Raw genomic sequence first — 24,626 nt, 5'->3', positions numbered from 1 at the left:
GGTCAGTGCTGAGCGGATCATACCGGTATTTGAAAAGAAGTGAATAACCCTCCGGAATATAAGGGTTTAATTGTAAATTACTTGATTGTGCGCCTGCGGCATCTGTAAACGAATTGCCGGTGATGCCAAAAACTCCCGTCTTTCCCACGTATTGCCTGTCAATCCGGAGCAGGTGCGGAGGCTGGCATCCTGCGCTGTTCTGCTCTGCAGCATTCCCGGAATTCGGGCAGTTGCTGCCGGAACTGCACGCGGCGGGTGCTCCGGATGCGACAATCACTTTTCAGGGCTTGGCACCAGGCGTCTGCGGCACTAGTTTTGCGTCAAGCGCGCCCCGGATGAGGCGTGCAAACAGGGAGAAACACATGAACAGATATCTCTGCGCCGCAGCTGTCGGCGCTATCAGCTTTGCATTTGTAACCGAAGCCGCTGCAACCGAATGGAACGTTTCCGTCTGGGGTAAACGCCGCGCATTCACTGAGCATGTCGAAAAGCTCGCTGAACTGGTGTCCGAAAAGACCGGCGGCGAGTTCACAATGAACGTCAGCTATGGCGGTCTGAGCAAGAACCGTGAAAACCTTGACGGTATTTCTATCGGTGCTTTTGAGATGGCACAGTTCTGCGCGGGCTATCACCGTGACAAGAACCGTGTGATCACTGTTCTCGAACTGCCGTTCCTTGGCGTTGAGAACCTGGAGCAGGAAGTGGCAGTTTCCAAGGCCGTCTATGCGCACCCGGCCGCGACCGAAGAGATGGCGCAGTGGAACGCAAAACTGCTGATGACCTCACCGATGCCGCAGTACAACCTGGTTGGCACGGGCGAGCCCCGCGATGAGCTGGCCGATTTCGAAGGCATGCGTGTTCGCGCGACCGGTGGTCTGGGCGAGGCGTTCAAAGCGGTTGGTGGTGTTCCCACATCGGTAACAGCAACCGAAGCCTATCAGGCGATGGAAGGCGGGGTGGTCGACACAGTAGCCTTCGCCCAGCACGCGCATCTGAGCTTTGGCACGATCAACCAGGCGGACTGGTGGACGGCGAACCTCAACCCCGGCACCGTGAACTGCCCGGTTGTTGTGAACATCGACGCCTACGAGTCGCTGTCGGACGCTCATCGCGAAGCGCTGGACAGCTCGGTTGATGAAGCCATCGCGCACTATCTGGCCAACTACGCCGAACTGCTGGAGCGCTGGGATTCCGTGCTCGAGGAGAAGGGCGTTCAGAAGGTCGAGATTGACCCTGCGGTGATTGCGGAGTTCCGCACGATTGCAGCCGAGCCGGCCAAAAATGCGTGGATCGCAGATATGGAAGCCCAGGGCCTGCCGGGCCAGGAGCTTTACGACCTGGTCGTAAACGCACTTGCTGAAGCCAAAGGCGGCAGCTGATCCTTCCGGGCCGTCCCTCAGGGGGCGGCCCTTTTCAGGAAAACTAACCGGGGGGAAGGGCAATGGCAGGATCTGCTGCAGTGCTCGAAGACTCCAGCCTGCTGAGCCGGCTGGACCGCGCACTACTGCCGCTTGAGCGCTTCTGTGCGCTGCTGAGCGGACTGGCAATCTTTTCGCTGATGTTTCTGGCGGCCTGGTCGGTGACCGGGCGCAAGTTCTTTGCATCCCCGATGGCCGGTTACGTGGACTACATCGAGGCGATGATGCCGATCATTGCGATCATGGGCATTTCCTATGTCCAGCGTGACGGCACGCACGTGCGCATGGACATGCTGGTCAGCGCGCTCAGGGGCCGGGTCCTGTGGTTTTTCGAACTGCTCTCGGTGCTGTTGATCCTGGTGCTGATCGTGGCCCTGACATGGGGCGCCTGGGATCACTTTGACCGCTCCTTTGACTGCGCGCGTCCGCTCTGCAGCCGGGACAGCTCGATCGATATCGGCATCCCGATCTGGCCCTCGAAACTGGTGGTGCCGATCGCGTTTGCCGTGCTGGTGCTGCGGCTGCTCCTGCAGGCCTGGGGTTATGGACGTGCGTTTGTGCTGGGTCTTGAAAACCCGGTTGCCGTACCTCTGAACCTGTCCGTTGCAGAGCAGGCCCGGCTTGAGGCCGAAGCGCTGGAGGGCTCGGACTGATGGAACCCATTGAAATCGGACTGTGGGTCAGCGGTGGCCTGCTGGTGATGGTCGTGCTCGGCATGCGCGTGGCCTTTGCTGCAGGTCTTGCGGGTTTTGTGGGCCTCGTCTGGCTGCGCTGGAACGGGTTTGACTATGACCCCGAGCGGTTCGGCAAGGCACTGGAGATCAGCGTCAAAATCGCGGGTCTGACGCCGCACTCCAAAGTGTCCGCGCAGGTGCTCAGCCTGATCCCGGTCTTTATCATGATCGGCTATCTGGCCTATCATGCGAAACTCACGACGGCTCTGTTCACAGCTGCCAAGCGCTGGATCGCCTGGGTGCCTGGCGGGCTGGCCGTTTCGACGGTCTTTGCAACTGCAGGTTTTGCCGCTGTTTCGGGCGCGTCGGTCGCGACTGCAGCCGTCTTTGCGCGGATCGCCATCCCCGAGATGCTCAAGATCGGCTACAACAAACAGTTTGCAGCCGGCGTGGTTGCTGCAGGCGGGACTCTTGCATCCCTGATCCCGCCGTCAGCCATTCTGGTCATCTATGCGATCATTGTGGAACAGGACGTGGGCAAACTGCTGCTGGCGGGTTTCCTGCCGGGAATGTTTTCGGCCGTGGTATATGCCGTGCTGATCATCGGTATTGCGGTTGTTTTCAAAAACGTCGGTCCACCGGTGGGCGGCTTTACCTGGCGGGAAAAATTTGAATCCCTGCCACCCGCGCTTCCCATTCTGGCCGTGGTCGTGATCATCATCTTCTTTGTCTACAACCCGTTTGGCGATGCCTGGGGTACACCGACCGAGGGTGGGGCCATCGGTGCTTTCATCATCTTTCTGATGGCGCTGTACCGCGGCATGCGCTGGAAGCAGCTTAAAGTGGCACTGCTGGATACGGCCAAACTCACTGTGATGATTTTCTCGATCATCTGGGGCGTGCTGGTCTATGTCCGGTTTCTGGGTTTTGCCGAACTGCCAGAGGCTTTTTCCGACTGGATCACCGGCCTGGAGATGTCACCGATGCTGATCCTGATCTGTATCCTGCTGGCCTATGCGGTGCTGGGGATGTTCATGGATGCGATCGGTATGCTGCTGCTGACCCTGCCGGTGGTCTATCCGGCAGTCATGGCGCTGAATGGCGGCGAATTTGTCAGCGCTGCTGACAGTGCGTTTGGTATGTCAGGACCCATGTGCGCGATCTGGTTCGGTATCCTTGTGGTCAAGATGGCCGAATTCTGTCTGATCACGCCGCCCATTGGCCTGAACTGTTTCGTGGTCGCCGGCGTGCGCGACGATCTGACTGTCCAGGATGTCTTCAAGGGTGTGACACCGTTTTTTGTCGCGGACGGGGTCACCATTGCACTGCTGGTCGCCTTCCCGGGTATCGTATTGTTTCTGCCGTCCCTGGCGGGCTGACAACGCGCACTGCGGATGTGCTGCCATCCCGTTGCTGCGGGATGGGCAGGCATGCGGACAAAAGAAGGCTCGGGTGGGCTCCTTTGTTTGCGGACACTTCCCCTGATAGCCTGATCGTGGCTAGGGTGGGGAACCGGGTTTCGCCTGAAGTATTGCTGTTCAGCACAGGACGGCCGGCTCGGCACAGGCGTTGGCTGAGACAACAACCCTCCGGTGACGCACAGATCATTCGCATATTCAGGCAGAGAGGCTGAAGACATGAAAACTGACGATCGTGCTCTTATGCCGGATTACCTGCGGCTGGTCGCCCTCTTCGGGATTGTCATCGTGAATGTACAGTTCATCGCTTTTTCCGCCCTGCATGATTTCGCGAAGCCTGCAGGAGAGACCGTTGGCGATATGATTGTCGTCTGGCTGGTCAACGGGCTGGCACTGCTCAAAACCTACGGCCTGTTCTCTTTCATGTTCGGGGTAGGCCTCGGGTTTCTGATGCGGTCCGCCGAAAGGCGAGACCTGCCATTCGGCAGGATTTACCGCAACCGTATGATCGGCCTGGCGCTGTTGGGGTTCCTGCATGGCTGCCTGTTCTATCCGGGAGACATCCTCGTCATCTACGCTGCAGCCGGCGCTGTCTTATTCCTGTTTCGCAACTGGAGCGTTTCCAGGCTGGTCCGGGCCGGTGCGGTCCTGCTGGTTCTTCAGCCGGTCATTGGCCTGCCTTTGCTGCTGATGCCGACGGATACACCAGCCGAGGTTTTCCGGTTCGAAGAAGCGGCCCTGGCGCAGGGTGGTTTTCTGGATGCCGTTGCCTTCAGAACCATAGGATTTGCGTTTACGATGCCGCTGTTTCTGCTGATACAGGGGATCTCGGCACTGGGCTGGTTCTGTCTGGGCCTGGCTTCGGTCAGGTCGGGCATGATTGACAATGCACAGCACCCGCTCTGGCTGCGTGCGCGGCGGGTGTGTCTGCTGCCTGGCGTTATTCTGAGCCTGACCGGTGCTGCGATCTGGCAATGGGGCACTGCCGGGTGGGGGGCTGCTGTGACTGTTGCAGTCGCGCCGGTTGCGACGCTGGGCTATCTGGGTCTGATCGCCGCGGTGGCCCGCCCGCCCGGGCCGGTAATGTCCAGGGTCCTGGCCGCCGGCGGATCAAGTCTGAGCATTTACCTGGGGCAGTCAATTATCCTGACGGCTGTATTTTCAGCCTACGGTCTGGGGTTATGGAATGAGGTAAGCCGGATGACGGCTACGGGCATTGCGATCCTCGTCACGATCCTTCTGATCGTGGCGCTGACCGTCTGGCGAAGCTGGTTCAGGCTGGGCCCGTTCGAGTGGCTGTTAAGGCGGATTACCTACGCCGGTACCGGCGCAGGATGACCTGACCACCCGCAGGAACCCGGTGTTTTTCAGGATCGCACCCCCGGTTGCAAGGATCCCGGGGTGGTTCGATCTGCCAGCCTTACGCATTGGATGCGCGACAGCAACAGCCTCACAGGCCCGCCACTGAGTCCAGAGCTTCGATCTCGTCAGCGCTGAGGTGGCGCACTTTTTCCCAGGCATGCGATTTGCCCGGGTTCAGCAGGCCCGCCGGATCAAGCCTTTTCTTCCAGGCAAGGTGGCCGAAATCCGGCTGCATGTGATTGCCCTCAATCGCGCAGACATGCGCGTCATAGACGGTGAAGTCATCGGCTTCGTACGTCGCGTTGATCTCTTCCAGACGTTCTGGGGTGCTGTACCAGATAATCGGCAGATCAGCACAGATCACACTACCTTCCCATCGTGTGAATTCGTGGTGTGGCCAGACGTCCTCGCCCTGGCGGTCGCGCATTGACGCGACCCGCGCTGCATCGCCGGGATCCGGTACGCCGATCTGTTGATACGTTGCAGAACGATCCGCTTTCAGCACCTGAAGTGTGGTGTGATTATATGCGAATTCAAACACATGAGGCAGTTTAAGTTCCGTACGTTCTGCCTCGTCCATTGCCAGATGAACTTTCCCGCCCTGCGCGGCCATCAGAGCCCGGAACGCCGGCAGGTGTTCGCGCGGGACAAGGCTGACCAGAAGATGCCGGCCCCGGGGCACATGCCCTTCAAGCCGGGGAAAGTAATCAACGATGCGCGCGTCGACCACGGAACACAGTTTGCGACCGATGGCGTGATCATCAGCGCTCGCAAGCGCGTGGCCGGCTGCGTAACATGCGGCATAGCTGTCAAACCCTGCCATGCAGCCGATCCAGTCGCGCGTCGGCACGGTGCGCAGGGTGATCTCTGTTATTGCACCATTGATCCCCCAGGCGTGGTGGATGCGCAGCACGTCGTTGCCGTCGAATACATATTCCTGCGGGGAGTCTTCGACCGACAGCGCCCGGATGCGGATGATGTTTCCGTTCTCGCGCAGTGGACCATTAGAAACCGAGCCGATACCAGCGCTGCCACCGGCGACAAAACCTCCGATTGTGGCGATATCCTGCGTCGAGGGAAACATGGCCAGTTCATATCCCTCCGGCTTCAGCGCGGCATTGATATCGGCCATCAGCGCACCGGCCTCCACGCGCACGTATCCCGCACCGATTTCCAGCACGCGGTTCATGCCGGTTGTCTGGATGATCAAACCGCCCTGCAGAGGAACGGCCTGACCGTAATTGCCGGTGCCGCCACCACGCATGACAACCGGAACGCCATGCCGGCTTGCGACCGACAGGCACTGCGCCAGCTCCTTCGGGCTCGCCGGCATTGCAACAAGATCGCCAAAACTGCGTCGCAGTTGTGCGTTCAGCAAAGGTGAGTACCAGAAAAAGTCCCGGCTGCGCTTTCTGATCGTTACCGGATCATCGGAAACCTCTACCGGAGAAAGCTCAGCCGCGATGCGCGGCCAGTCAGCTGTCGAAGTCATTCTGTGCCTCCTTCATCAGATCAGTCAGCGGAACGGGCAGGGCGGCTCCTGCCAGCAGTTCGGAAAGGTCGGTCGCCCTCACCGCGATCAGGCCGGCGGGTGACAGCTCATCCACCATTGATGCCGGCAGGCCCATGGCACGCCGCGCGTGGGTTGTGATCATGCTCAGATGCCGGCCAAAGGGTGGATCAAGGTGGCCTGCGAGCGCTGCAAGGGCCAGTGAATGGACCGGATCATGCCGGCCCACGGGGCAGAAGGCGTCCCGAACATTGTCTGTGCCGATAATTGTGGGCACGCCTGCAGCGGAAAGCTCGTGCAGCAGGGTCAGACCCCGCGCCACCGGCGCCCCGTTGCGCCGTCCCTGCAGATAGAGGTTGGTCGAGGGCAGGGCGGCTACCGCCACGCCTGCGCGGGCCAGTTTCTCGCATATCCTTATGACGTCAGCGGCATCGCGGGTCGCGAGACTGCAGGCATGCCCGCACAGCACCGGCCCTTGAAATCCGGTTTCAAGGGCGGTGTCGGCAATCATCTCGAGCCCGTCAAGCGACGGGTCCAGCCCTTCATCCACGTGAAAATCGAGCGGCACGCCGAACCGCTCAGCGGCCCTGAACAGTTCCCGCAGGCCTGCGCGGCGGTTTTCATGGTCCAGAAGGAAGCCGCCGAGTGCGCCACGATCCCGTGCAACGCGCCGTGCAACAGCATTTGCGGCACCGGGCTCTGCCATTTCCGTGATGCCTGTCAGAGCGGCGGGTTGCAGAATGGTGCCTTGTGCCCGTGCCCTGTCCGTAAGCCCTCTGAGAATTTCCCAGGCCAGCGGAGCTTCGGGCCGTTCCGTCCCCGTGGCCCAGTCGATGTGGCTGCGGATCGCGCCGCATCCCGCCCGGGTGAGTTCTGCGAGTCCGCGGGTCATGCGTGCCTCCAGATCTTCCGCGGTCCAGTTTTGTTTGTCCCGTCTCTGCGCCTCCAGGGCCGCGGCCAGATCGCCACCGACGTGTCCCAGGCGATGGATGCTGTGGCACTTGTCCAGATGCACGTGCGCTTCGGTAAGCTGAGGCAGCACAATGTAACGAACAGCATCCTTGCTTTGGCCTGGTTCGAGGCGTAGCGGCTGATCCGGCCCGATGATCAGTGTGCCGGAGCGTATATCGCCGTTGTCAGCGCCACCAAATCTGTCAGGATCGGCAAGCAGGCTCAGCGGCACAGCAACGCCGGGCAGGCGACAGGATCTGTACTCAGACACGAGGCCGCTCCCTGCGGACCGGTCGCAAAGATGCCTGTGTCCTGTCACAGGCCCGGGCGGGATCGACAATTTTTTCAGATGTACTCATGGCATGCCTCCGTTGCCCCTGCGGTGCAGAAGAAAAGAACGGCCCTGAAGTTCTGTGCCAGAGATGATGAAAGCGTGCCAGAAGGGTGCCGCCCGGGCAAGCTGTTTCGCACCCCCTGTGGGTGGTTGCAGCTGCATGAAGAAACAGCGCCGAAAACTGCGGTGACTGAAACGCTGCAGAACACGCCAGCACGGTGTCGGGCCTCAGAACCCAATTCCACTGTTGCACTCCGGGGCGCGTAAATGGTGTGATCAGGCATGTTTCTGCCCGTTGATTCCAGCGCTTCTCACACTGATCTGCCACGTCACTGCACGTTTTCTGAAAGTGACTGGCGTATTCTGGCCGGGTTCTGGCACCCGATCGCCTTTTGTCATGAAATCGCAGACCGTCCGGTTCCTGCCCGGTTGCTGGATGTGGATCTCGTTGTCTGGCGCACAGCCGGCGGCATCTCTGTGGCGCGTGATCTCTGTCCCCATCGTGGCACGCGGCTGAGTGCTGGCAGGATAGACGCAGACCAGCTGATCTGCCCGATGCACGGGCTGCATTTTGACCCACAGGGCGCCTGTTCGAAAATTCCCTCCAACCCGGATCAGCAGGCGCGGGTATCGCCCCGACTGCGTCTGCAGTCCCTTCGGGTCTGTGAAAAATATGGCATCGTCTGGACCTGTCTGGCGGACAACCCGGCCTGGCCCTTACCGGACTGGCCAGGTCTGCGTGATCCGGCCCTGAAGAGGGTTTTTGTGCCGCCAAACACATGGGCCGCTGCTGCCAGCCGGCATGTCGAGAATTTCAATGACGTCGCCCATTTCCCCTGGGTGCACAAAGAAACATTCGGCGGCAGTGAAGAGGACAGGTTTCCGTCTTATGATGTTGAAGAGACCCCATATGGGCTGATGTTCCAACTGGGCTATGATGAAGGTGGCAACAGGTTTCCTGATGATGTGCCGGGCGACAGCCGGCATGTGGTCTATACCTACCAGCTGACCTGGCCTTTCTCGACGATCATCATCATCCAGCCCAACGACAGCACCTATGTGCAGTATTTTGCGGATACCGTCTGTCCCGTTTCTGCGCATGAGACACGTATTTTCCAGGTGGCGACGGACACAACCGGCGCGCCGGACGAAGATTTCCTCATTGCGGAAAGTCTGATGATCAATGACGAGGACAAAGCGCTGGTCGAGGCACAACGCCCCGAAGATCTGCCGCTGAACGTGCGGGACGAGGTACACATACCGGCTGACGCAATGTCGGTAGCCTACCGGCGCGGACTGGTCAGGCACTTTGGTCTGGGAAGAAACGTGGTCAGCTGACGCGCCGGCCTGCGACCCATGTCTGGCGGATTTCCGCAGGAGTTGCGCGCATAATGATTTTTTGCAGCAGATCTTCAGGCGGCCCGAAATCATCGTCCAGCTGAACCAGAACTGCATCCATCTGCAGACCGGGCTCAAAAGCGCCGACCGGCAGATCGAGCACTTCGGCGCCTCCTTTTGTTGCAAGAAAGAATGCGTCGCGGAAATCAGTACGGGCTCCTGCTACACCGCGCAGGTTACCGGCCGTGCCGGGGTCAACGCCATCTTCCAGCATACGCGAGGCGGTAACAGCAGCCCGTGCGTTGTCCAGCAGAAATGCGCTGGGACCGCCCGAAATGTCCGTACCCAGCCCGACATGCAAAGCCTTTTCCAGTGCGCGCCGCAGGGGAAAGACAGCATTCCCGAAATAGGCGTTGGACAGCGGGCAATGAGCAATCCCGGCGCCGCGCTCGCGGATCAGATCCATATCGGCGTCCGTGATGTGTCCGGCATGTGCCAGAACAGAGCGCCGCGTCAGCAGGCCGAAATCATCCAGAGCCATCGTGTCGGTTTTGCCGGTCCGCTCCAGTACATGCGCGTGTTCCCAGTCACTTTCCGAGCAGTGGGTCTGAACAGCGACGCCGGTGCGTGCGGCGAGGTCACCCAGGCCCTGCAGTGCTTCGTCGCTGCAGGCGGGGATGAAACGCGGGGTGATGACCGGTTCGACGAGCGTATTGCCGGGCAGGGCGCGGACCGCATCGATAAAACTGGCCGTATCCTCAATGGCGGCAGTGGCGTCCCGGTCACGGTAATAGTCAGGGCAGCCCTCGGCCAGATCCATCGCCACGCGGCCCACCAGTGCCCGCTGGCCCAGACGCAGGCAGGTTTCGGCAAGGTTCAGACTGGCAGGACCGTGGATCGTGGCAAAATAGACCGCCGTCGTGGTGCCATTGGCGAGCAGCCGCCGCACCAGGCGGTCATGCACGTCACGCGCATAGGCCAGATCGGCAAAGCGTGCCTCCAGCGGGAAAGTGTAGCGAAAGAGCCAGTCCTCCAGCGGCACATCAAGTGCTGTGCCCAGCTGCGGGAACTGCGGCGCATGGATATGCAGATCGACAAAGCCCGGCAACAGGACCCCCTGATCGCGCAGGTCGAGCGTGTCGGGCGCGCTGCCCCCTGCGGCGATGTCAGTGATCTCGCCGGTGTCTGAAACGGAAACGAGCGCATCGTCGATGCGCTCGATCCGGCCCCGTTCAGGGCTGTGTATCAGATGGGCACGGATGGCCTGCATCAGTTGGGCAGACGTGTCTCGACGCCTTTGACCAGCCAGTCGATGCCCAGCAGATCCTGGTCTGCAATCGTCACGCCGGCGGCCAGACGTTCCGTCCCGTCCTGATCCACAACCGGACCTGTCAGCGGGTGGAACGTACCCGCCTTCATCGCGTCTGAAGCCTCCATGATTTTCGCCATTGTGGCTTCAGAGATCTTGTCCGACCAGCTCTTGACGTCAACGGTTCCGTCGGACATGCCGCCCCAGAAGGCTTCGCCCTCAAAGGTGCCGTCCAGTGTCGCCTGAACGCTTCTGACAAAGAACGACGACCAGTCGGCAATCTGCGAGGCCAGAAGCCATTCAGGTGCATAGGCCTTCATGTCCGAGGATGTGTTGATCACAAAAACCCCTTCTTCCTCGGCAACGGTCACAACAGATGGTGTGTCCTGATAGAGCGAGTAAATCACATCCGCCTGCTGCGCCATGAGGGCACGGGCGCTGTCCTGGGCCTTGGGCGGATCAAACCACGAGTTCAGCCAGACCACCTTGATCGTGACATCCGGGTTCACCTCCTGCAGACCAAGGGCAAAGCCGTTGATCATGCCGATCACTTCGGGGATCGCATAGGCGGCGACGATGCCCACGACATTGCTCTCGGTAACGTCGGCGGCAGCCATACCCACCAGATAGCTGCTCTCATAGTTGCGGCTCTGGAAGTTGCTGAAATTCGGCGCGAGCTTGAAACCTGATGCATGCAGGAAGGTCATTTCCGGGCGCTGCTGCGCCAGCTTGATGCCGTCGTTCATATAACCGAAGGACCCCAGCATGATCATTTCGGCCCCCTGGGCGGCCATCTGGTTCATGATGCGTGCGGCATCCGGACCTTCGGGCACGTTTTCCACAAAGATCGTTTCGACCTTGTCGCCAAAGGCTTCCTCAATCGCGAGGCGGCCGGCGTTCAGTTCCGCCGACCAGCCGACATCGGCAATCGGTGACGGATAGACAAAGCCGATCTTCAGCTTGTCTTCGGCCAGTGCGGGCAGGGCGGTCAGCCCGACCAGCGCTGTTGCCAGCAACGTTTTTGCAAGTTTCATTTCAGGTACTCCCCATTGGTGTCGTTACAGTCTGAAAGTCGCCCCAAGGCTTGCCGGGCTGTTGAGGCGGATGAAAAGCGTGTTGCGCGAGATCAGTGCGAGCATGAAGATTGTCACCAGATAGGGCAAAGCCGACATGAGCTGACTGGGCACATTTACCCCCAGCGCCTGGATCGACAGCTCCAGCAGTGAGATGGAGCCGAAAAGATAGGCACCAAATGCAACACGCGGCACCATCCAGGTGCCGAAAACCGTCAGAGCGACCACGATCCAGCCGCGTCCGGCAATCATGCCCTCGGCCCAGAGCGGTGTGTAGGCTGTGGACATATAGGCCCCGCCGATACCGGCCATCGCGCCGCCGAACGCCACACAGCCGGCACGGATCCACAGAACAGGCAGTCCCAGCGCGTGGGCGTTTTCCGGGCTTTCCCCAACGGCGCGGATCGTCAGGCCCAGCCGTGTCCGGTTCAGCATGTACCATGTGGCGAAGACCAGCACGATTGACAGGTAAACCATCACATCCAGCTGAAAGAACATCGGGCCAATGACGGGTATCTGCGCCAGCGGTCCCAGCGGCAGATCGGGGACGCCCGGCAGTGTCATACTCTCAAACTTTTTGCCGATGGCTGATGAAAGCCCGAGGCCCAGAATGCCGATAGCAAGCCCCGAGGCGGTCTGGTTGGCGCGGAACACCAGAGTGAGAACGGCAAAGACCGCAGACAGGAGTGCGCCCAGCACGGCGGCGGCAAGAAAGCCGACCGTATAGGAGCCCGAGACCGTGGCGGCCACGAAACCCATCGCTGCACCGGTTGCCATCATACCCTCGATGCCAAGGTTCAGCATGCCGGACTTTTCGGCGACCAGCTCGCCCATGGCCGCAAAGATCAGCGCGGTTGCCGCAGCGAGAGTGCCGCTGACCATAAAAATCAGAACGTCCATCAGACCGGCGCCTCCCGGACAAGACGCAGCCGCATGGTGAGCAGCAGTGAGCAGGCGAGATATGAGATCAGCAGGATGCCCTGCAGAATACCCGTGACAGCATCCGGTACGCCCACACTGAGCAGCGCGAAATCACCGCCGACGTAGACCAGCGCCATAATGGCCGAGGCAAACAGAATGCCGATGGGATTCAGACCGCCGAGCACCGCCACGATGATCCCCGCATAGCCATATCCCGGAGAGATATTCCGCTGCAGCTGTCCCAGCGGCCCCGCCACTTCGCCGACACCGGCCAGCCCGGCTGCGCCGCCCGAGACAAGCAGGGCAATCCAGATGGCCCGTTTTGAGGAAAACCCGGCATAAAAGGCGGCGCCCGGCGCCAGACCTCCTACAGAAAGCTTATAGCTGGCAAAGCTGTAGCGCACGAAAATGACTGCGACGGCAGTTGCCACAAGCCCGAGATACAGTGAGGCATTCGCGCGTGTACCATCAATGATCGTCGGGAAGAGGGCGCTTTGTCCAAAGCTGATGGACTGTGGAAAGTTGAAACCCATCGGGTCCTTCATCGGGCCTGTCACCAGATAATACAGCAACTGCAGCGCAACACTGGTGAGCATGAATGTCACCAGGATTTCGTTTGCGTTGAACTGCGTCCGCAGAAAGGCCGCGATGCCGGCCCAGGCCATGCCGGCGAGCATGCCGGCAACGATCATCGCAGGCAGCAGCAGAGGCGAGCCTGTTCCGTCAAACCAGATTGCCAGCGCAGAGGCGGCGATCGCCCCGAGGATCAGCTGACCCTCGGCACCGATGTTCCAGACCTGGGCGCGGAAGCCGATCGCCAGCCCCTGGGCAATCAGCAGCAGGGGGGCCATTTTCAGCAGTACCTCACCGATGCCATAGGTCGTCAGCAGCGGTTCGACAAAGACCGCATGCAGCCCTCTGAGTGGCGAGACACCATAGATCGCAAAAAGCACTGCCCCGCCGATCAGGGTCATCACCAGCGCGAGGGCCGCGACCTGTATCGGTGCGATGATCGAGTTCGTTTCCCGTGGCTCCAGCGCCAGTCTAGCCATGGGTCGCCTCCAGTTCGTCGAAATCGCCCGCCATTGCCAGTCCGATATGGTCGATGTCCGTCTGGCCTGCCGCGACAGCCGGTGACAGGCGCCCCCGGAACATCACCTGAATACGGTCACAGATTTCCATCAGCTCCTCGAGCTCTTCGGACACGATCAGAACCGCCACACCCTGGGCGCGCAGATCAAGCAGGCGTTGCCGGATCGCCGCCGCAGCGCCGACATCGACGCCCCAGGTCGGTTGCTCGGCAATCAGGACCTGCGGCGACAGCGCCATCTCGCGGCTGACAATGAATTTCTGCAGGTTGCCACCTGACAGGGACTGGGCGGCGGCATCAGGCCCGCTGCAGCGCACGTCCATCTTTTCGATGGTTTCGGCGGCTCGTGCGCGGCGTTTGCGCAGGTTCAGGAACCCGGAAGACAACAGCCCCGAATGGAATGTGGTCAGTCCGACGTTTTCCGCCAGCGAGTGGCCAGGGACAGCACCGCGTCCCAGCCGTTCTTCCGGGATGAAATGCAGGCCCTTCCTGCGGCGCGCTTCGGGCCCGGTGGCTCCGATGGCCTCGCCCTGCAGAATAACAGTATCAGGTGGCGTCGGAATTTCACCTGCCAGCACGCGCATCAGCGCTCCCTGACCGTTGCCCGACACGCCCGCTATTCCCAGGATCTCGCCGCTGCGCAGCGACAGTTCAAGACCGGACAGGCGTGGCGCATACGGATCTTCCGGCACATGATCCAGGCCCTCCACACGCAGGATTTCCCGGCTGGCGGTCGCAGGTGCGCGCGTTCCGAACTCGGCAATCTCCTGACCGATCATCATCTGGGTCAGGCTTTTTGATGTCTCTTCGGCGGGGTTCACAACCCCGACGACCCGACCGCCGCGCATGATTGTTGCCGTGTCACAGAGCGCGCGGATTTCGTCGAGTTTGTGAGAGATAAAGACCACCGCAATTCCCTCGGCTGCGAGGGTTTTCAGCGTTTCAAAAAGTTTTGCGATCCCTTGTGGCGGCAGCACGGACGTTGGCTCATCAAGGATGATCAGCTTTGGCTCCTGCAGAATACAGCGCAGTATCTCAATGCGCTGGCGTTCACCGACGGTGAGCGCATGCACGCGCGCGTCCGGTTCGACCTCCAGTCCGAAACGTTCAGATGCGCTGCGGATACGCGCGGTCAGCTCGGCTTTTGAACCTTCGACCGCGAGCGAGATATTTTCTGTCACTGTCAGCGTCTCAAAAAGAGAAAAGTGCTGAAAAACCATGCCGATACCCAGACGGCGGGCTTCTGCAGGCGAGGCGATGTCAACTGTTTCGCCCTGCCAAGAAACGGTTCCCGCGTCAGGTTTCACGACGCCGTAGATCACCTTCATCAGTGTGGATTTTCCCGCGCCGTTCTCGCCAAGCACAGCGTGAATCTGACCGGTTTCAACCTGAAAATCCACCGCGTCGTTGGCGACGGTGCGCCCATAGATTTTGGTCACGCCTGAAATGTTCAGGATCGGGTCAGCCATTTGTTCCGCTGGTCCCTTCGTGCCTGTAATGGATGCCGGGCATGGCGACAAAACCGGGCAGGCCGCGTATCGCGTAAAGCCAGTTTCTGATCGCCGGATAGGCGTCATGTTCAAGACCTGCATCCGGGCTCAGCGCCACGTAGGGAAAGCAGGCGACATCCGCGATTGTGGGGGTCTCTCCGGCAATCCAGAGCCCACCTTCGAGGACACGGTCAGTCAGGTGACGTTCCAGGATGCGCAGGTCTTTTACCGCAGCGGCACAGGCGGCTTGCCCGTCCACGGGCCAGTCCAGCATCGAGTGCAGCCGCGCGAGGCCTGCGCTTTGTGTCAGACGCCCTGAAAACCCCAGCCATTGCTGCACGACACCCAGCAGGGCCGGGTCTCCGGCAGGAAACCATGTGCCAGAGGTGTCAAAACTGGTTGCCATCCAGGTCAGCATGGCCTGGGTTTCGGTCAGGACCAGATCACCGGCCGTGAGCACAGGCAGCGTGCCTGCGGGGTTGAGCGACAGCATCTGCGGGGAGCGGTGTTCCATCCCGGGATAGAAATCGACAGCGACAGTTTCATATTCCACGCCAAGCAGCGCGGCCATCAGTCGGATTTTGTAGCAGTTTCCGGAAAGAACGTAGTTGTAGAGCGTGAAAGTCATGCGGCGGTCGTCAGCGCTCCATAGGTGGCGCCCTTACGCTTGAGCCAGCGGCGGTAGACCACCGACGTCAGATCACAGCGCGTGGGTATTTCCATTCTGGGGTCCAGCGGCAGCAGCGTGGGTTTCTGGTTTTCAAGGATCGAGCGGTCCTGCAGAAAAATCTCCTGCTGAAACTGTACAAGGTCCGCATAGGGGGACACATCGTCATAGAGCGCCATCCAGGGCCATGCGATGCACATATCCTCCGCCACCGGCTGTACAAAAATCGCAATCACGTCCCAGGCTTCGGGTTTTGGCGGGCAGGTTTTGTACAGCACAGCGGTCGTTGGGGCCGGGACCCGGTATTCATAGCGCGTTTCGATCGCCTCGGTTGCGCTTTTGGCAGCCTGAGGCTGGTGAAAGCCGATCTGCGTGGCCCAGACCTCGTCTGCATCCTCACGGATTTCCACCTTGTAGGGCGCAACCTGCGTATGTGGCTCTTCACCAAGGATACCGGTGTGCACAAAAGGAAAATGAGCGATGTCGAGAAAGTTCTCCACAGCGCGCAGCGGAGAACAGCGCACCTGAACCGCCCCACATGGCACGAATGTTCTGTCCGTTTCGTCAGCTTCGGCAATGTCAAAGAGCGGGCGGGGGGCAGAGCCGGTCGTTGTCCAGACATGCCCGTACCGCACCTGCACGGGCAGCATCCGGCCATCCCGGGCTGTGACCACAGGATTTTCAAAAGATCCGGATACCTCAAGGGGTTCACCCAGCAACCGGGTGGTGAAACCGTGACCGGGTATCATCCGGGCGGCATCGGCAACAGGGTACCAGTCGTTGGTTGCGTATTCTCTGCTCATGCTGGGCCTGCCTCGGCGGACTCACGCGCCGTTTCGCACCAGCGGGACAGGGCTTTGCGCCCGGCCAGAGATGTGCCGGCAGCGACAAGGAGATGGGCCAGTGTCTCTGCATCCCCGAGCGGCGCGCAGTGGACCAGAAGAGCCGTGCTGCCTGCTGTAAGGTGTCCGCTCGCGGCCCGTTCAGGCAGTTGCCCGGCAAACGGTGTATTTTCGATCGCGTGCCGGACCTTTTCCGGGGGGCAGGCAAATGACAGACTGCGAAGCGGCTCCCATTCACCATCTTCTGCCGGGGCTTTTGCCGTATCTGTTGCGCTGACCCAGATCACGCCCGCGTTTTCGGTTATGCTGAAGACTGTCGCGCTGATGGTTTCAGGAGGCTCCAGTTCGGGATGTGCCGGGATATAGGCGCAGCCACCGTCCTTACGGAAGTGCCAGCCGTGATACAGGCATGCCAGATGACCGTCCCGCACGAACCCGTGACTCAGCCGCATGCCCCGGTGCGGGCACCGGTTATTCCAGGCATGCAGTCCGCCATTTTCATCACGCCATACCGCGATGTCATACCCCTGCACCTCAGCGCGCATCACCCGTTTTGCCGCAAGATCACGTGACAGCCCGACAGCAACAGAAGTCATTTTACGTCCCCACCTCGTTCTTTGTGGTTAGGTCAAAAACAGCGATCCGGAAAACAAAAAACAGCACCCGGAAACATCCTAGCAGGCAGTTTGCGGAATTGCATAGTATTTGAGCAGGTGCATACCTTCACAGCATAACGAATGTATCAGGCTTCTCGTCAAAGGTGTGGCGCGCGCGCGTGATCGTGTCCACGAGAACGTCCCCGGGTCCGAGACTGCAGGCAATCTCCATCGCTTCGATCAGAGGTTCCGGCCCCGCGAGCGCCATGCGTATCGTCTGATCATCCTCGCGGCGGACCCATCCTGCGAGGTTCAGCAACTGACCCCGGTGGTGGATCCAGGGCAGCGCGCTCTCGGCACTCAGCTGCCCTGTCAGCGTCAGAATGGCGCCGCATGTCATTTTTTCCAGAACTGCACATGCTGGTCTGCGATCTCGCTTTCGAGCTCCGCAAATGGTCCGCGAACGGCGACAGGCCTCTGACCGGACGCAAAAATCACGCGGCATTCCAGATCCTGTGTCGGATTTTCGGGGTCATCACCGGTCAGTTCACCAAGGCGTTTTTCAGTCATACCAAAGACAACTGTGCCAATTTCGGCCCAGTAAACCGTACCGGAGCACATCGAACAGGGTTCCACCGAGGTATAGAGTGTTGCATCGCGCAGGGTCGGGACATCGAACCGGCGTGCAGCGTCACGCGCCAGATTGGTTTCGGCATGTCCCGGCCCCCGGTCAACAGAAAACGAGTTTTTTCCTTCGGCCAAGATCTCGCCCCCGGCGGAAACCAGTATGGCGCCGAAGGGGTGATTACCTTCGGAAACGGCCTCATCTGCCAGCTCTATCGTGCGTCTGAGAAACTGCAGGTCCTGTTCTTTGCTCACGGCTGGTCCTCCATGGCTCAGCGGTTCCTCTTCAGTCTGCCTTTGCTGCTCCGGACAGTTCCGCGCCGCACTGGCAAGAGGGTAGCAACACAGCATGGACATGAAAACCCGTTGATGCCCGGACGACCGCGGGCCCCAACAAAAGACAGGCGGGAGGGTGCGACGGGTCAACAGACAGACGTCAGGGGGCGTGGTGAGCACGACCGCTGAACCCGGTCCGGTGTCCGCCCCCGGGCCCGAGGGCGCGCCAGACCTGCACGGGCCTCGTCACGAATGCGGCAGACTGTGCCGACCCGGTAACGTCAGACAACCGCCCCCCCCTAGGCGGCTGCACGATCACTTTATGTGATAACCCCGTCGCAGAGACCTTCCACAATTGCCCGGGCTGAAATGGCCGGAACCATTGTGCGCATGGCGCGGACCTGATTAGAAATACACAAAACCCATGGCGGTCTCAGAAAAGGCAGACACTGATGATAACTGACAATCCTACCCTGATGTCCGACATCCGCGCGCGTTTTGCACATGTTGAAAGCTGCCCCGTTGCCGGCCCGCGCGTGTTTTTCGAGAACGCAGGGGGCGCACTGACACTGAACAGCGTCGTGGATACCTCAAACCAGTTTGCGGCAATCCCGGACAATCAGGGACGCGACAATGAAATGGCTCATGAGCTGGTGCGCGTGATTGATCAGGCCAAAGAGGACATGCGCGTATTCTTCAACGCGCCGGAGGGGGATATCTTTGCCGGCGAAAGCGGAACGGAACTGCTCTTCCGGCTGATCATGAATGCCATCCTCGAAACAGAAGAGGGTGGCGTTGTGCTGGGGTCCACCCTGGAGCATCCGGCGACACGCAGTGCCTGTACGCGCTGGGCCAAAGTTGCAGGAAAGCCCTATATTCAGGTCGCGCACGACGATGCCACAGGCTGCGTTACGGCCGGGGATTACATCCCTTACCTGCGTCCGGATATCCGGGTAGCCACGATCCTGCACACTTCACCGGTAACGGGCATGGGCGTTGATGTCGCCGCTGTATCCAGAGCCATCCGCGATGTCGCACCCGACGCCATCATCATCGTTGATGGCATTCAGCACGCCAGCCACGGGCTGATCGACATCAAAGGATACGATATCGATGGCTATGTCATTTCGCCCTACAAGGTGTTTTCACGCCATGGATACGGGATCGCCTGGACCTCGCCACGGTTGAACGCGCTGCCGCACGACAGTCTTATCGGCGGGCCGGAAGGAAACTGGGAACTGGGTACGCGGGATACCGGTGCCTATGCGACGATGTCCGATGTGGTGGAATATTTCGACTGGCTGGGAGCACAGGTCAGCGATGCGCAGGACCGCCGCGCCCGGATCGAGGCAGCAGGCGCGGCTATTCACGGTCATGAACAGGCGCTGACGCATGCAATGATCCACGGCACCGGCAATCTGGCGGGGCTGGCGGATCTGCCGGGTGTGGGCATCATCGGCGGCGCGGACAACCCCGCGCGCGAGGGTCTGGTTACGATCACGCTGGAAGGAATGGAGGCGCCTGATCTGGTCACGGCCCTGCGGACACGGGGCATCCGTACGCATACCCGCAAAGCGGATCACTATTCCGGTAATATTCTCGACCCTCTCGGGCTGCCGTCGGCGGTACGTGTATCAATGTGCCATTACAACACGATCACTGAGGTTTCGGCCTTCCTTGAGGCCATGCGCGAGATCGTCGATGGTCTGGCCTCTCCGGACCCGTGATCGCAGCGGTACTCTGAGGACCGGAACCAGGGAGCCGCAGTTTCCTGGAGGGGGTTTTACGGCGCATCTGGTGTTGCGGGCTGTTTCGCCGCGTCCGCGCTCTGATAGCAGCAAAGGGACGATGCATGCAGGCGCAGAAACTGAGACAGCCGGGTGTTCCTGTGTGCCGGCGTGTGATCAGCATCAGCATGTAAGACAGACATCTTTCTGCCTGAAGCTGATCATGGTATCGGAGCGACCAGATTCCATGACCTGATTTCCATAAACCCGGATAACAATACCTGGAAACTGAAAGTACCACAGAAAACGGAGCGGAAAGCCGGACGTTCAATGGCTGATAAAGACAGAAAACTGAGCGTTCGCAATGCGTCGCGCCTGTCGGTCGCGCCGATGATGGACTGGACCGACCGTCACTGCCGTATGCTGCACCGTCAGCTGAGCGCTGAGGTGTTGCTGTATACCGAAATGGTGACCTCTGCAGCGCTGGTGCGGGGCGGGGCGACCCATCTGCTGACGCATTCAAACCAGGAGCACCCCGTGGCGCTTCAGCTTGGCGGCTCTGACCCTTCAGAGCTGGCAGAGGCTGCGCGGATGGGGGCAGAAGCCGGGTATGATGAGATCAATCTGAATGTCGGCTGCCCGTCGGACCGCGTTCAGTCCGGCTGCTTTGGCGCAGTACTGATGGAGCAACCGGCGCTGGTAGCCAGCTGTGTGACCGCCATGCGCCGTGTGGTCGATATTGATGTGACGGTTAAATGCCGTATCGGTGTGGATGATCAGGACCCTGAGGAGGTGCTGCCGGAATTCCTCGCACGCATTGTGGGTGCGGGTTGCGAACGTGTGGCAATACACGCCCGCAAGGCCTGGCTGCAGGGGCTGAGCCCGAAAGAAAACCGGGACATCCCGCCGCTGGACTATGACCTGGTGCACCGGATGAAAGGGCTGTTCCCCAATCTGCATATCTCCATCAACGGAGGGATCACCACTCTGGAGCAGGCACAGACTTTCTTCGACGGCGGGCTCGACGGCGTAATGATCGGTCGCGAGGCCTATCACAACCCCATGGCGGTTCTTGCGCAGGCTGATCCTGTCATTTTCGGACGCGGCCACGGGCGCACAGCCGAAGACGCGGTTGCGGCGATGCTGCCCTATATCGACGCGCATACAGAAGACGGCGGAAAGCTGGGGCAGATAACGCGGCACATGCTGGGGCTGTTCAATGGTCGGCCCGGTGCGCGCGCCTGGCGGCGCATGTTGTCTGAGGGCGCACATCGCCCCGGAGCCGGCCGGGAGCTTGTCGAAGAAGCGCTGGCACAGATCCGGCCGGACGCCTCTCTGGCCTCAATCGCCTGAAAACCGAACGGACCTTCCGAAGATGCCTGATCCTCTACTGCTGGTGCAGATGACCTTACTGCTTGCCATTATCGGTGCTTTTGCGGGCGTGCTGGCAGGCCTGCTCGGCGTGGGTGGCGGCATCGTGCTGGTGCCGGCATATCTTTATGCATTTACTACACTGGGGTACGGCGGTGACATGCTGATGCAGGTCTGCGTCGCCACATCGCTGGCCACGATCATCGTGACATCGATGCGCTCCGTACTCAGCCACAACAGGACAGGTGCAGTAATCTGGCCCATTCTGCGTGGCTGGGCTCCGGGCATTATGGCGGGGGCTGTCGTCGGCGTGCTTGTCGTCGCACAGCTGCGCAGCACAACGCTCCAGCTGCTTTTTGGACTGCTGGCCATGACAGTGGGACTCTACATGGCGCTGGGGCGAAGTGAATGGCGGCTGGGCACCGAAATGCCGACAGGGATCAGGCGCATCGCGGCGTCGCCTGTGGTCGGGTTTCTGTCTGTGCTGATGGGCGTTGGCGGCGGCAGCTTTGGTGTCCCGCTCATGACCCTTTATGGCACGCCGATACACCGCGCCGTCGCAACTGCTGCAGGGTTCGGCCTGCTGATTGCCGCACCGGCTGTTGCAGGGTTCCTGCTGACGCCGGTGGATGCCGCTGCGCGACCGCCGGGCACGATCGGATCGGTCAACCTCGCGGCTTTCCTGCTCACAATTGCGATGACGCTGATTACGGCGCCGTTTGGCGCACGCCTCGCGCATCGGCTTGATCCTGCGCGGCTGCGGCGGGTGTTCGCGGTGTTTCTGCTGCTCGTTGCCGCAAATATGGTGCGCAGGGCACTGGGCGGGTGAACGGGTTTGATGACAAAGGCTGGTGTGTTTTTCCGCCCGAGCCGGCGGTGCTCGACTGGGTTCGCTATGCCGCGGCAGACGCAGCGCGCGCCCTGGCGGACCCCGCTCAGGCCCCCCAGTATCAGTGCGGAGGTACATGGTTTGTCGGACTCGACGCGCTGGGCAATGACGCTCAGGGGCGCGTGAGGGGGTCCGGCCCGCTGACCGGCCGGGCTGTGGATTTCCTGACGTCCGGGACCGGCTTCTGGCCTGCGCTGCACCGCGCGCAGGTATCCGTGACTTTTCCGGGGTACCCCTTGCCGCGTGAAGGCGAGACAGAGGCCGGGTTCCGGTACCGGAAAAACCGGGATGCGGCCCACGTGGACGGGCTGATCGGTCGCGGCACGCCCAGACGCCGGTTTGTCGAGGAACCACATGCGTTTGTTCTGGGTATTCCGCTCAACCACGCGGATGCGGGTGCAGCACCTCTCGTGGTCTGGGAGGGCAGCCATCACATGATGCAGACAGCCTTTGCCGGCGCATTTTCCGGACAGGCACCGGAAAAACTCGCGGCGCTTGATGTAACAGAGGTTTATCAGGATACGCGGCGGCGGGCGTTTGACAGCTGCCGCCGCACAGTGATTACTGCGCCGCCCGGAAGTGCCATTGTGCTGCACCGGTTGCTCCTGCATGGCGTGGCCCCCTGGGCAGAGGGCGCACAGGCCGAAGACGACCGGCGCATGATCGCATACTTTCGCCCGGAAATTTCCGGCGGACCTGCGGCCTGGGTTGCACCGGGCGCATGACAGCCTGCTGCCGGGCCCGCACCCCCTTGGCAAGGGCGCGGACCTCGCCTATACGCGCAGCCTGAACACCGCATGAGGGCCCGGATATGACTGGCAGCGCAAATCTCAACATCATGATCAAAGCCGCCCGCAAAGCAGGCCGCTCGCTGGTCAAGGATTTCCGCGAGGTTGAGAACCTGCAGGTCTCCATGAAGGGGGCAGGTGACTTTGTTTCCCGTGCGGATCTCAACGCGGAAAAGATCATCAAAGAAGACCTGATGGGCGCGCGTCCGACCTATGGCTGGGTGGGTGAGGAATCCAGAGAGGAAGAGGGCCAGGACCCGACACGCCGTTGGATTGTCGACCCGCTGGATGGCACCACCAACTATCTGCACGGCCTGCCGCACTGGGCAGTGTCCATTGCGCTGGAGCACAAGGGACAGGTCGTGGCAGGCGTCGTGTTCGATCCGGCCAAGGACGAAATGTTCTGGGCGGAAAAAGGGGCAGGGGCCTGGATGAACGACAGCCGCCTGCGCGTGTCCGGACGCTCGCGCATGATCGAAAGCGTTTTCGCAACCGGTCTGCCCTTTGGCGGGCGCGGCGATCTGCCGGATACGCTGCGCGAACTGGGCCGTGTGCTGCCAGGCTGCGCCGGCGTGCGCCGCTGGGGTGCTGCAGCGCTTGATCTGGCCTACGTTGCGGCCGGTCGCTATGACGGCTACTGGGAACGTCGGCTCAATGCCTGGGATATCGCCGCGGGCACGATCATTGTGCGCGAAGCGGGTGGTCTGATCGAACCTATTGATCCGTCGGGAAATATCATTGCCGATGGTACCGTCATCTGCGCCAATGAAGCGTTGTTTTCGCCGCTGGCCAGACTGATCCGCGACTGATCGCGGTCAGGTGTCCGACGGGTGGTTTAAGCCGTCATGCCAGACCATAGGTTCATAATCGGTCGGGTCCTGCCCGTCGATGCAGCCGATGTTCACACCAATTTCTGACGGGTCCGACCGGCGGCGGTGATGTGTGTAAATCCCGCAGGTGGCGCAGAAATAATGCTCTGCGGTCTTTGTCCCGAACTGATAGCAGCGCAAGTGCTCTGCACCTGAAAGAATGTCCAGAGAGCTGTACGCGCAGCTGACATTACCCGCCTGCCGGCGTCGGCAGAATGAACATGTGCAGCGCGCCGGTGACATGCCACGCCCCTGCAGACGGGCGGACAGGACAACGGCGCCACAGTGACAGCGTGCGGTGATGCGCGCGCCGGTCATTTTCGCCCCACTTTCGGAATGCGGCTCTGTACGATCGGATAGCGCGCTTCGGGATGCGGTGGCTGTCCATGGGTGCGTTCCCAGAATGCCAGACCGCCCCTGGAAAGCCATGCCGGAACCGCTAGCAGCAGACCAGCTGCAAATCCGCCCGCATGCGCCCAGTATGCCACGCCTCCCGCTTGTGCATCCGAGCCGATCCCCCCCAGGAACTGCATGCCGAACCACACCGCCAGCATGATCCAGGCCGGAATCGGAAAAATGCGGAAAAACACAATGAGGATCAGCAGAATATCAACTCTGGCCCTGGGGAAGAGCAGCAGATAGCCGCCCATGACACCCGCGATTGCACCGGATGCGCCAACCATGGGCACGCCCGAGCCAGGCTCGATCACCACCTGCGCCAGTGCGGCCAGAACACCCGAGGCCAGATAAAAGCCCAGATACGGGATATGGCCCAGTGTATCTTCAATGTTGTCACCGAATATCCACAGAAACAGCATGTTGCCCGCGAGGTGCATGATACCACCGTGCAGGAACATCGAACTGATCAGCGTGTAGTAGCCATCGCCCCCGACAATGCGCGCCGGGATCATCGCCCAGTCAAACCACAAAGCATTCATGACACGTGCGTTTTCCATATCCCCCCAGTAGCTGAGGAAAATAAGGATATTCAGGGCCATCAGCCCCCAGGTGACCCAGGGTGTGCGGCCGGACGGATTGTGATCGCGGATCGGAAACATGGACCCACGCTGTGCGATTGTGCAGCGGGGG

At 60.7% G+C, this 24,626-nt stretch carries 24 protein-coding genes; 10 read left to right on the top strand and 14 right to left on the bottom strand.

What is annotated here, in order from left to right:
- Positions 1-362 precede the first annotated feature (362 nt).
- From Q0792_RS03910 to Q0792_RS03895, 4 genes are all read left to right on the top strand, one after another.
- Positions 363-1,379, top strand: a complete 1,017-nt coding sequence (locus Q0792_RS03910; RefSeq protein ID WP_298836619.1) for a C4-dicarboxylate TRAP transporter substrate-binding protein — start codon at positions 363-365, stop codon at positions 1,377-1,379.
- A 62-nt stretch (positions 1,380-1,441) separates the two neighbouring features.
- Positions 1,442-2,071 (top strand): TRAP transporter small permease subunit, encoded by a 630-nt coding sequence (locus tag Q0792_RS03905; protein WP_298836617.1) that lies wholly within the window; start codon positions 1,442-1,444, stop codon positions 2,069-2,071.
- Positions 2,071-3,471, top strand: a complete 1,401-nt coding sequence (locus Q0792_RS03900) for a TRAP transporter large permease (protein ID WP_298836615.1) — start codon at positions 2,071-2,073, stop codon at positions 3,469-3,471. The genes Q0792_RS03905 and Q0792_RS03900 overlap by 1 nt, the downstream gene beginning before the upstream one ends.
- A gap of 258 nt (positions 3,472-3,729) precedes the next feature.
- Entirely contained in the window at positions 3,730-4,848 is a 1,119-nt protein-coding gene (locus Q0792_RS03895; protein ID WP_298836613.1) for a DUF418 domain-containing protein, read from the top strand.
- Positions 4,849-4,960: 112 nt separating this feature from the next.
- On the opposite strand, the gene Q0792_RS03890 is transcribed toward Q0792_RS03895, so the two are convergent.
- Entirely contained in the window at positions 4,961-6,364 is a 1,404-nt protein-coding gene (locus tag Q0792_RS03890; RefSeq protein ID WP_298836611.1) for an FAD-binding oxidoreductase, read from the bottom strand.
- Positions 6,348-7,604, bottom strand: coding sequence for an amidohydrolase family protein (locus Q0792_RS03885; RefSeq protein WP_298836609.1), 1,257 nt, complete (start codon positions 7,602-7,604; stop codon positions 6,348-6,350). Before Q0792_RS03885 ends, Q0792_RS03890 begins: the two co-directional genes overlap by 17 nt.
- Before the next feature lie 345 nt (positions 7,605-7,949).
- Between Q0792_RS03885 and Q0792_RS03880 the strand changes: the two genes are divergently transcribed.
- Positions 7,950-9,005, top strand: coding sequence for an aromatic ring-hydroxylating dioxygenase subunit alpha (locus Q0792_RS03880; protein WP_298836607.1), 1,056 nt, complete (start codon positions 7,950-7,952; stop codon positions 9,003-9,005).
- Here Q0792_RS03880 and guaD read toward each other — a convergent pair.
- From guaD to Q0792_RS03830, 10 genes are all read right to left on the bottom strand, one after another.
- The gene (guaD, locus tag Q0792_RS03875) at positions 8,998-10,275 is read right to left on the bottom strand and encodes a guanine deaminase (RefSeq protein ID WP_298836605.1); all 1,278 of its coding nucleotides are present in this window, start codon (positions 10,273-10,275) and stop codon (positions 8,998-9,000) included. The genes Q0792_RS03880 and guaD overlap by 8 nt on opposite strands.
- The gene (locus Q0792_RS03870) at positions 10,275-11,348 is read right to left on the bottom strand and encodes a BMP family ABC transporter substrate-binding protein (protein ID WP_298836603.1); all 1,074 of its coding nucleotides are present in this window, start codon (positions 11,346-11,348) and stop codon (positions 10,275-10,277) included. The genes guaD and Q0792_RS03870 overlap by 1 nt, the downstream gene beginning before the upstream one ends.
- A gap of 24 nt (positions 11,349-11,372) precedes the next feature.
- Complete coding sequence (locus tag Q0792_RS03865) at positions 11,373-12,287, bottom strand: ABC transporter permease (protein WP_298836601.1); 915 nt, start codon at positions 12,285-12,287, stop codon at positions 11,373-11,375.
- Entirely contained in the window at positions 12,287-13,360 is a 1,074-nt protein-coding gene (locus Q0792_RS03860; RefSeq protein WP_298836599.1) for an ABC transporter permease, read from the bottom strand. The genes Q0792_RS03865 and Q0792_RS03860 overlap by 1 nt, the downstream gene beginning before the upstream one ends.
- The gene (locus tag Q0792_RS03855) at positions 13,353-14,867 is read right to left on the bottom strand and encodes an ABC transporter ATP-binding protein (protein WP_298836597.1); all 1,515 of its coding nucleotides are present in this window, start codon (positions 14,865-14,867) and stop codon (positions 13,353-13,355) included. The genes Q0792_RS03860 and Q0792_RS03855 overlap by 8 nt, the downstream gene beginning before the upstream one ends.
- A complete protein-coding gene (locus Q0792_RS03850) occupies positions 14,860-15,516 on the bottom strand; it encodes a glutathione S-transferase N-terminal domain-containing protein (protein ID WP_298836595.1) in 657 nt (218 codons plus the stop codon). Before Q0792_RS03850 ends, Q0792_RS03855 begins: the two co-directional genes overlap by 8 nt.
- Complete coding sequence (locus Q0792_RS03845; protein WP_298836593.1) at positions 15,513-16,358, bottom strand: aromatic ring-hydroxylating dioxygenase subunit alpha; 846 nt, start codon at positions 16,356-16,358, stop codon at positions 15,513-15,515. The genes Q0792_RS03850 and Q0792_RS03845 overlap by 4 nt, the downstream gene beginning before the upstream one ends.
- Positions 16,355-16,993: a Rieske 2Fe-2S domain-containing protein gene (locus Q0792_RS03840; protein ID WP_298836591.1), complete on the bottom strand. Its 639-nt coding sequence runs from the start codon at positions 16,991-16,993 to the stop codon at positions 16,355-16,357. The genes Q0792_RS03845 and Q0792_RS03840 overlap by 4 nt, the downstream gene beginning before the upstream one ends.
- Before the next feature lie 127 nt (positions 16,994-17,120).
- Positions 17,121-17,393 (bottom strand): acylphosphatase, encoded by a 273-nt coding sequence (locus Q0792_RS03835; RefSeq protein WP_298836589.1) that lies wholly within the window; start codon positions 17,391-17,393, stop codon positions 17,121-17,123.
- Entirely contained in the window at positions 17,390-17,872 is a 483-nt protein-coding gene (locus Q0792_RS03830; protein WP_298836587.1) for a nucleoside deaminase, read from the bottom strand. Before Q0792_RS03830 ends, Q0792_RS03835 begins: the two co-directional genes overlap by 4 nt.
- Positions 17,873-18,345: 473 nt before the next feature.
- Here Q0792_RS03830 and Q0792_RS03825 point away from each other — a divergent pair, with 473 nt between their 5' ends.
- From Q0792_RS03825 to Q0792_RS03805, 5 genes are all read left to right on the top strand, one after another.
- Positions 18,346-19,620, top strand: a complete 1,275-nt coding sequence (locus Q0792_RS03825) for an aminotransferase class V-fold PLP-dependent enzyme (RefSeq protein WP_298836585.1) — start codon at positions 18,346-18,348, stop codon at positions 19,618-19,620.
- Positions 19,621-19,950: 330 nt separating this feature from the next.
- Complete coding sequence (gene dusA, locus Q0792_RS03820) at positions 19,951-20,973, top strand: tRNA dihydrouridine(20/20a) synthase DusA (protein ID WP_298836583.1); 1,023 nt, start codon at positions 19,951-19,953, stop codon at positions 20,971-20,973.
- Between the two features lie 22 nt (positions 20,974-20,995).
- The gene (locus tag Q0792_RS03815) at positions 20,996-21,820 is read left to right on the top strand and encodes a sulfite exporter TauE/SafE family protein (RefSeq protein WP_298836581.1); all 825 of its coding nucleotides are present in this window, start codon (positions 20,996-20,998) and stop codon (positions 21,818-21,820) included.
- Complete coding sequence (locus tag Q0792_RS03810) at positions 21,817-22,605, top strand: hypothetical protein (protein WP_298836579.1); 789 nt, start codon at positions 21,817-21,819, stop codon at positions 22,603-22,605. Before Q0792_RS03815 ends, Q0792_RS03810 begins: the two co-directional genes overlap by 4 nt.
- Before the next feature lie 86 nt (positions 22,606-22,691).
- Positions 22,692-23,477, top strand: a complete 786-nt coding sequence (locus Q0792_RS03805) for an inositol monophosphatase family protein (RefSeq protein ID WP_298836577.1) — start codon at positions 22,692-22,694, stop codon at positions 23,475-23,477.
- A gap of 6 nt (positions 23,478-23,483) precedes the next feature.
- Here the strand turns inward: Q0792_RS03805 and Q0792_RS03800 are convergent, their stop codons facing one another.
- Both Q0792_RS03800 and Q0792_RS03795 read right to left on the bottom strand, forming a co-directional pair.
- Positions 23,484-23,780 (bottom strand): GFA family protein, encoded by a 297-nt coding sequence (locus Q0792_RS03800; protein WP_367276766.1) that lies wholly within the window; start codon positions 23,778-23,780, stop codon positions 23,484-23,486.
- A 71-nt stretch (positions 23,781-23,851) separates the two neighbouring features.
- Positions 23,852-24,595 carry a rhomboid family intramembrane serine protease gene (locus tag Q0792_RS03795; RefSeq protein ID WP_298838601.1) on the bottom strand — a complete coding sequence of 248 codons (744 nt, stop codon included), beginning with the start codon at positions 24,593-24,595 and terminating at the stop codon, positions 23,852-23,854.
- Positions 24,596-24,626: the final 31 nt, after the last annotated feature.

This window comes from uncultured Roseobacter sp. (genome assembly GCF_947495025.1).
Lineage (GTDB): Bacteria > Pseudomonadota > Alphaproteobacteria > Rhodobacterales > Rhodobacteraceae > Roseobacter.
Note: the sequence above shows the minus strand (reverse complement) of the source record. Positions and strands in the feature narration are given on the sequence as shown.

Excerpts from the sequence above, each read along its gene's own strand:
- Q0792_RS03900 (WP_298836615.1), top strand. The coding sequence starts at position 2,071 with ATGGAACCCATTGAAATCGGACTGTGGGTCAGCGGTGGCCTGCTGGTG.
- Q0792_RS03815 (WP_298836581.1), top strand. The coding sequence starts at position 20,996 with ATGCCTGATCCTCTACTGCTGGTGCAGATGACCTTACTGCTTGCCATT.
- Q0792_RS03860 (WP_298836599.1), bottom strand. The coding sequence starts at position 13,360 with ATGGCTAGACTGGCGCTGGAGCCACGGGAAACGAACTCGATCATCGCA.
- Q0792_RS03840 (WP_298836591.1), bottom strand. The coding sequence starts at position 16,993 with ATGACTTCTGTTGCTGTCGGGCTGTCACGTGATCTTGCGGCAAAACGG.
- Q0792_RS03835 (WP_298836589.1), bottom strand. The coding sequence starts at position 17,393 with ATGACATGCGGCGCCATTCTGACGCTGACAGGGCAGCTGAGTGCCGAG.
- Q0792_RS03845 (WP_298836593.1), bottom strand. The coding sequence starts at position 16,358 with ATGAGCAGAGAATACGCAACCAACGACTGGTACCCTGTTGCCGATGCC.
- guaD (WP_298836605.1), bottom strand. The coding sequence starts at position 10,275 with ATGCAGGCCATCCGTGCCCATCTGATACACAGCCCTGAACGGGGCCGG.
- Q0792_RS03895 (WP_298836613.1), top strand. The coding sequence starts at position 3,730 with ATGAAAACTGACGATCGTGCTCTTATGCCGGATTACCTGCGGCTGGTC.
- Q0792_RS03910 (WP_298836619.1), top strand. The coding sequence starts at position 363 with ATGAACAGATATCTCTGCGCCGCAGCTGTCGGCGCTATCAGCTTTGCA.
- Q0792_RS03905 (WP_298836617.1), top strand. The coding sequence starts at position 1,442 with ATGGCAGGATCTGCTGCAGTGCTCGAAGACTCCAGCCTGCTGAGCCGG.
- Q0792_RS03800 (WP_367276766.1), bottom strand. The coding sequence starts at position 23,780 with ATGTCACCGGCGCGCTGCACATGTTCATTCTGCCGACGCCGGCAGGCG.
- Q0792_RS03825 (WP_298836585.1), top strand. The coding sequence starts at position 18,346 with ATGATAACTGACAATCCTACCCTGATGTCCGACATCCGCGCGCGTTTT.
- Q0792_RS03865 (WP_298836601.1), bottom strand. The coding sequence starts at position 12,287 with ATGGACGTTCTGATTTTTATGGTCAGCGGCACTCTCGCTGCGGCAACC.
- Q0792_RS03855 (WP_298836597.1), bottom strand. The coding sequence starts at position 14,867 with ATGGCTGACCCGATCCTGAACATTTCAGGCGTGACCAAAATCTATGGG.
- Q0792_RS03805 (WP_298836577.1), top strand. The coding sequence starts at position 22,692 with ATGACTGGCAGCGCAAATCTCAACATCATGATCAAAGCCGCCCGCAAA.
- dusA (WP_298836583.1), top strand. The coding sequence starts at position 19,951 with ATGGCTGATAAAGACAGAAAACTGAGCGTTCGCAATGCGTCGCGCCTG.
- Q0792_RS03880 (WP_298836607.1), top strand. The coding sequence starts at position 7,950 with ATGTTTCTGCCCGTTGATTCCAGCGCTTCTCACACTGATCTGCCACGT.
- Q0792_RS03890 (WP_298836611.1), bottom strand. The coding sequence starts at position 6,364 with ATGACTTCGACAGCTGACTGGCCGCGCATCGCGGCTGAGCTTTCTCCG.
- Q0792_RS03870 (WP_298836603.1), bottom strand. The coding sequence starts at position 11,348 with ATGAAACTTGCAAAAACGTTGCTGGCAACAGCGCTGGTCGGGCTGACC.
- Q0792_RS03850 (WP_298836595.1), bottom strand. The coding sequence starts at position 15,516 with ATGACTTTCACGCTCTACAACTACGTTCTTTCCGGAAACTGCTACAAA.
- Q0792_RS03795 (WP_298838601.1), bottom strand. The coding sequence starts at position 24,595 with ATGTTTCCGATCCGCGATCACAATCCGTCCGGCCGCACACCCTGGGTC.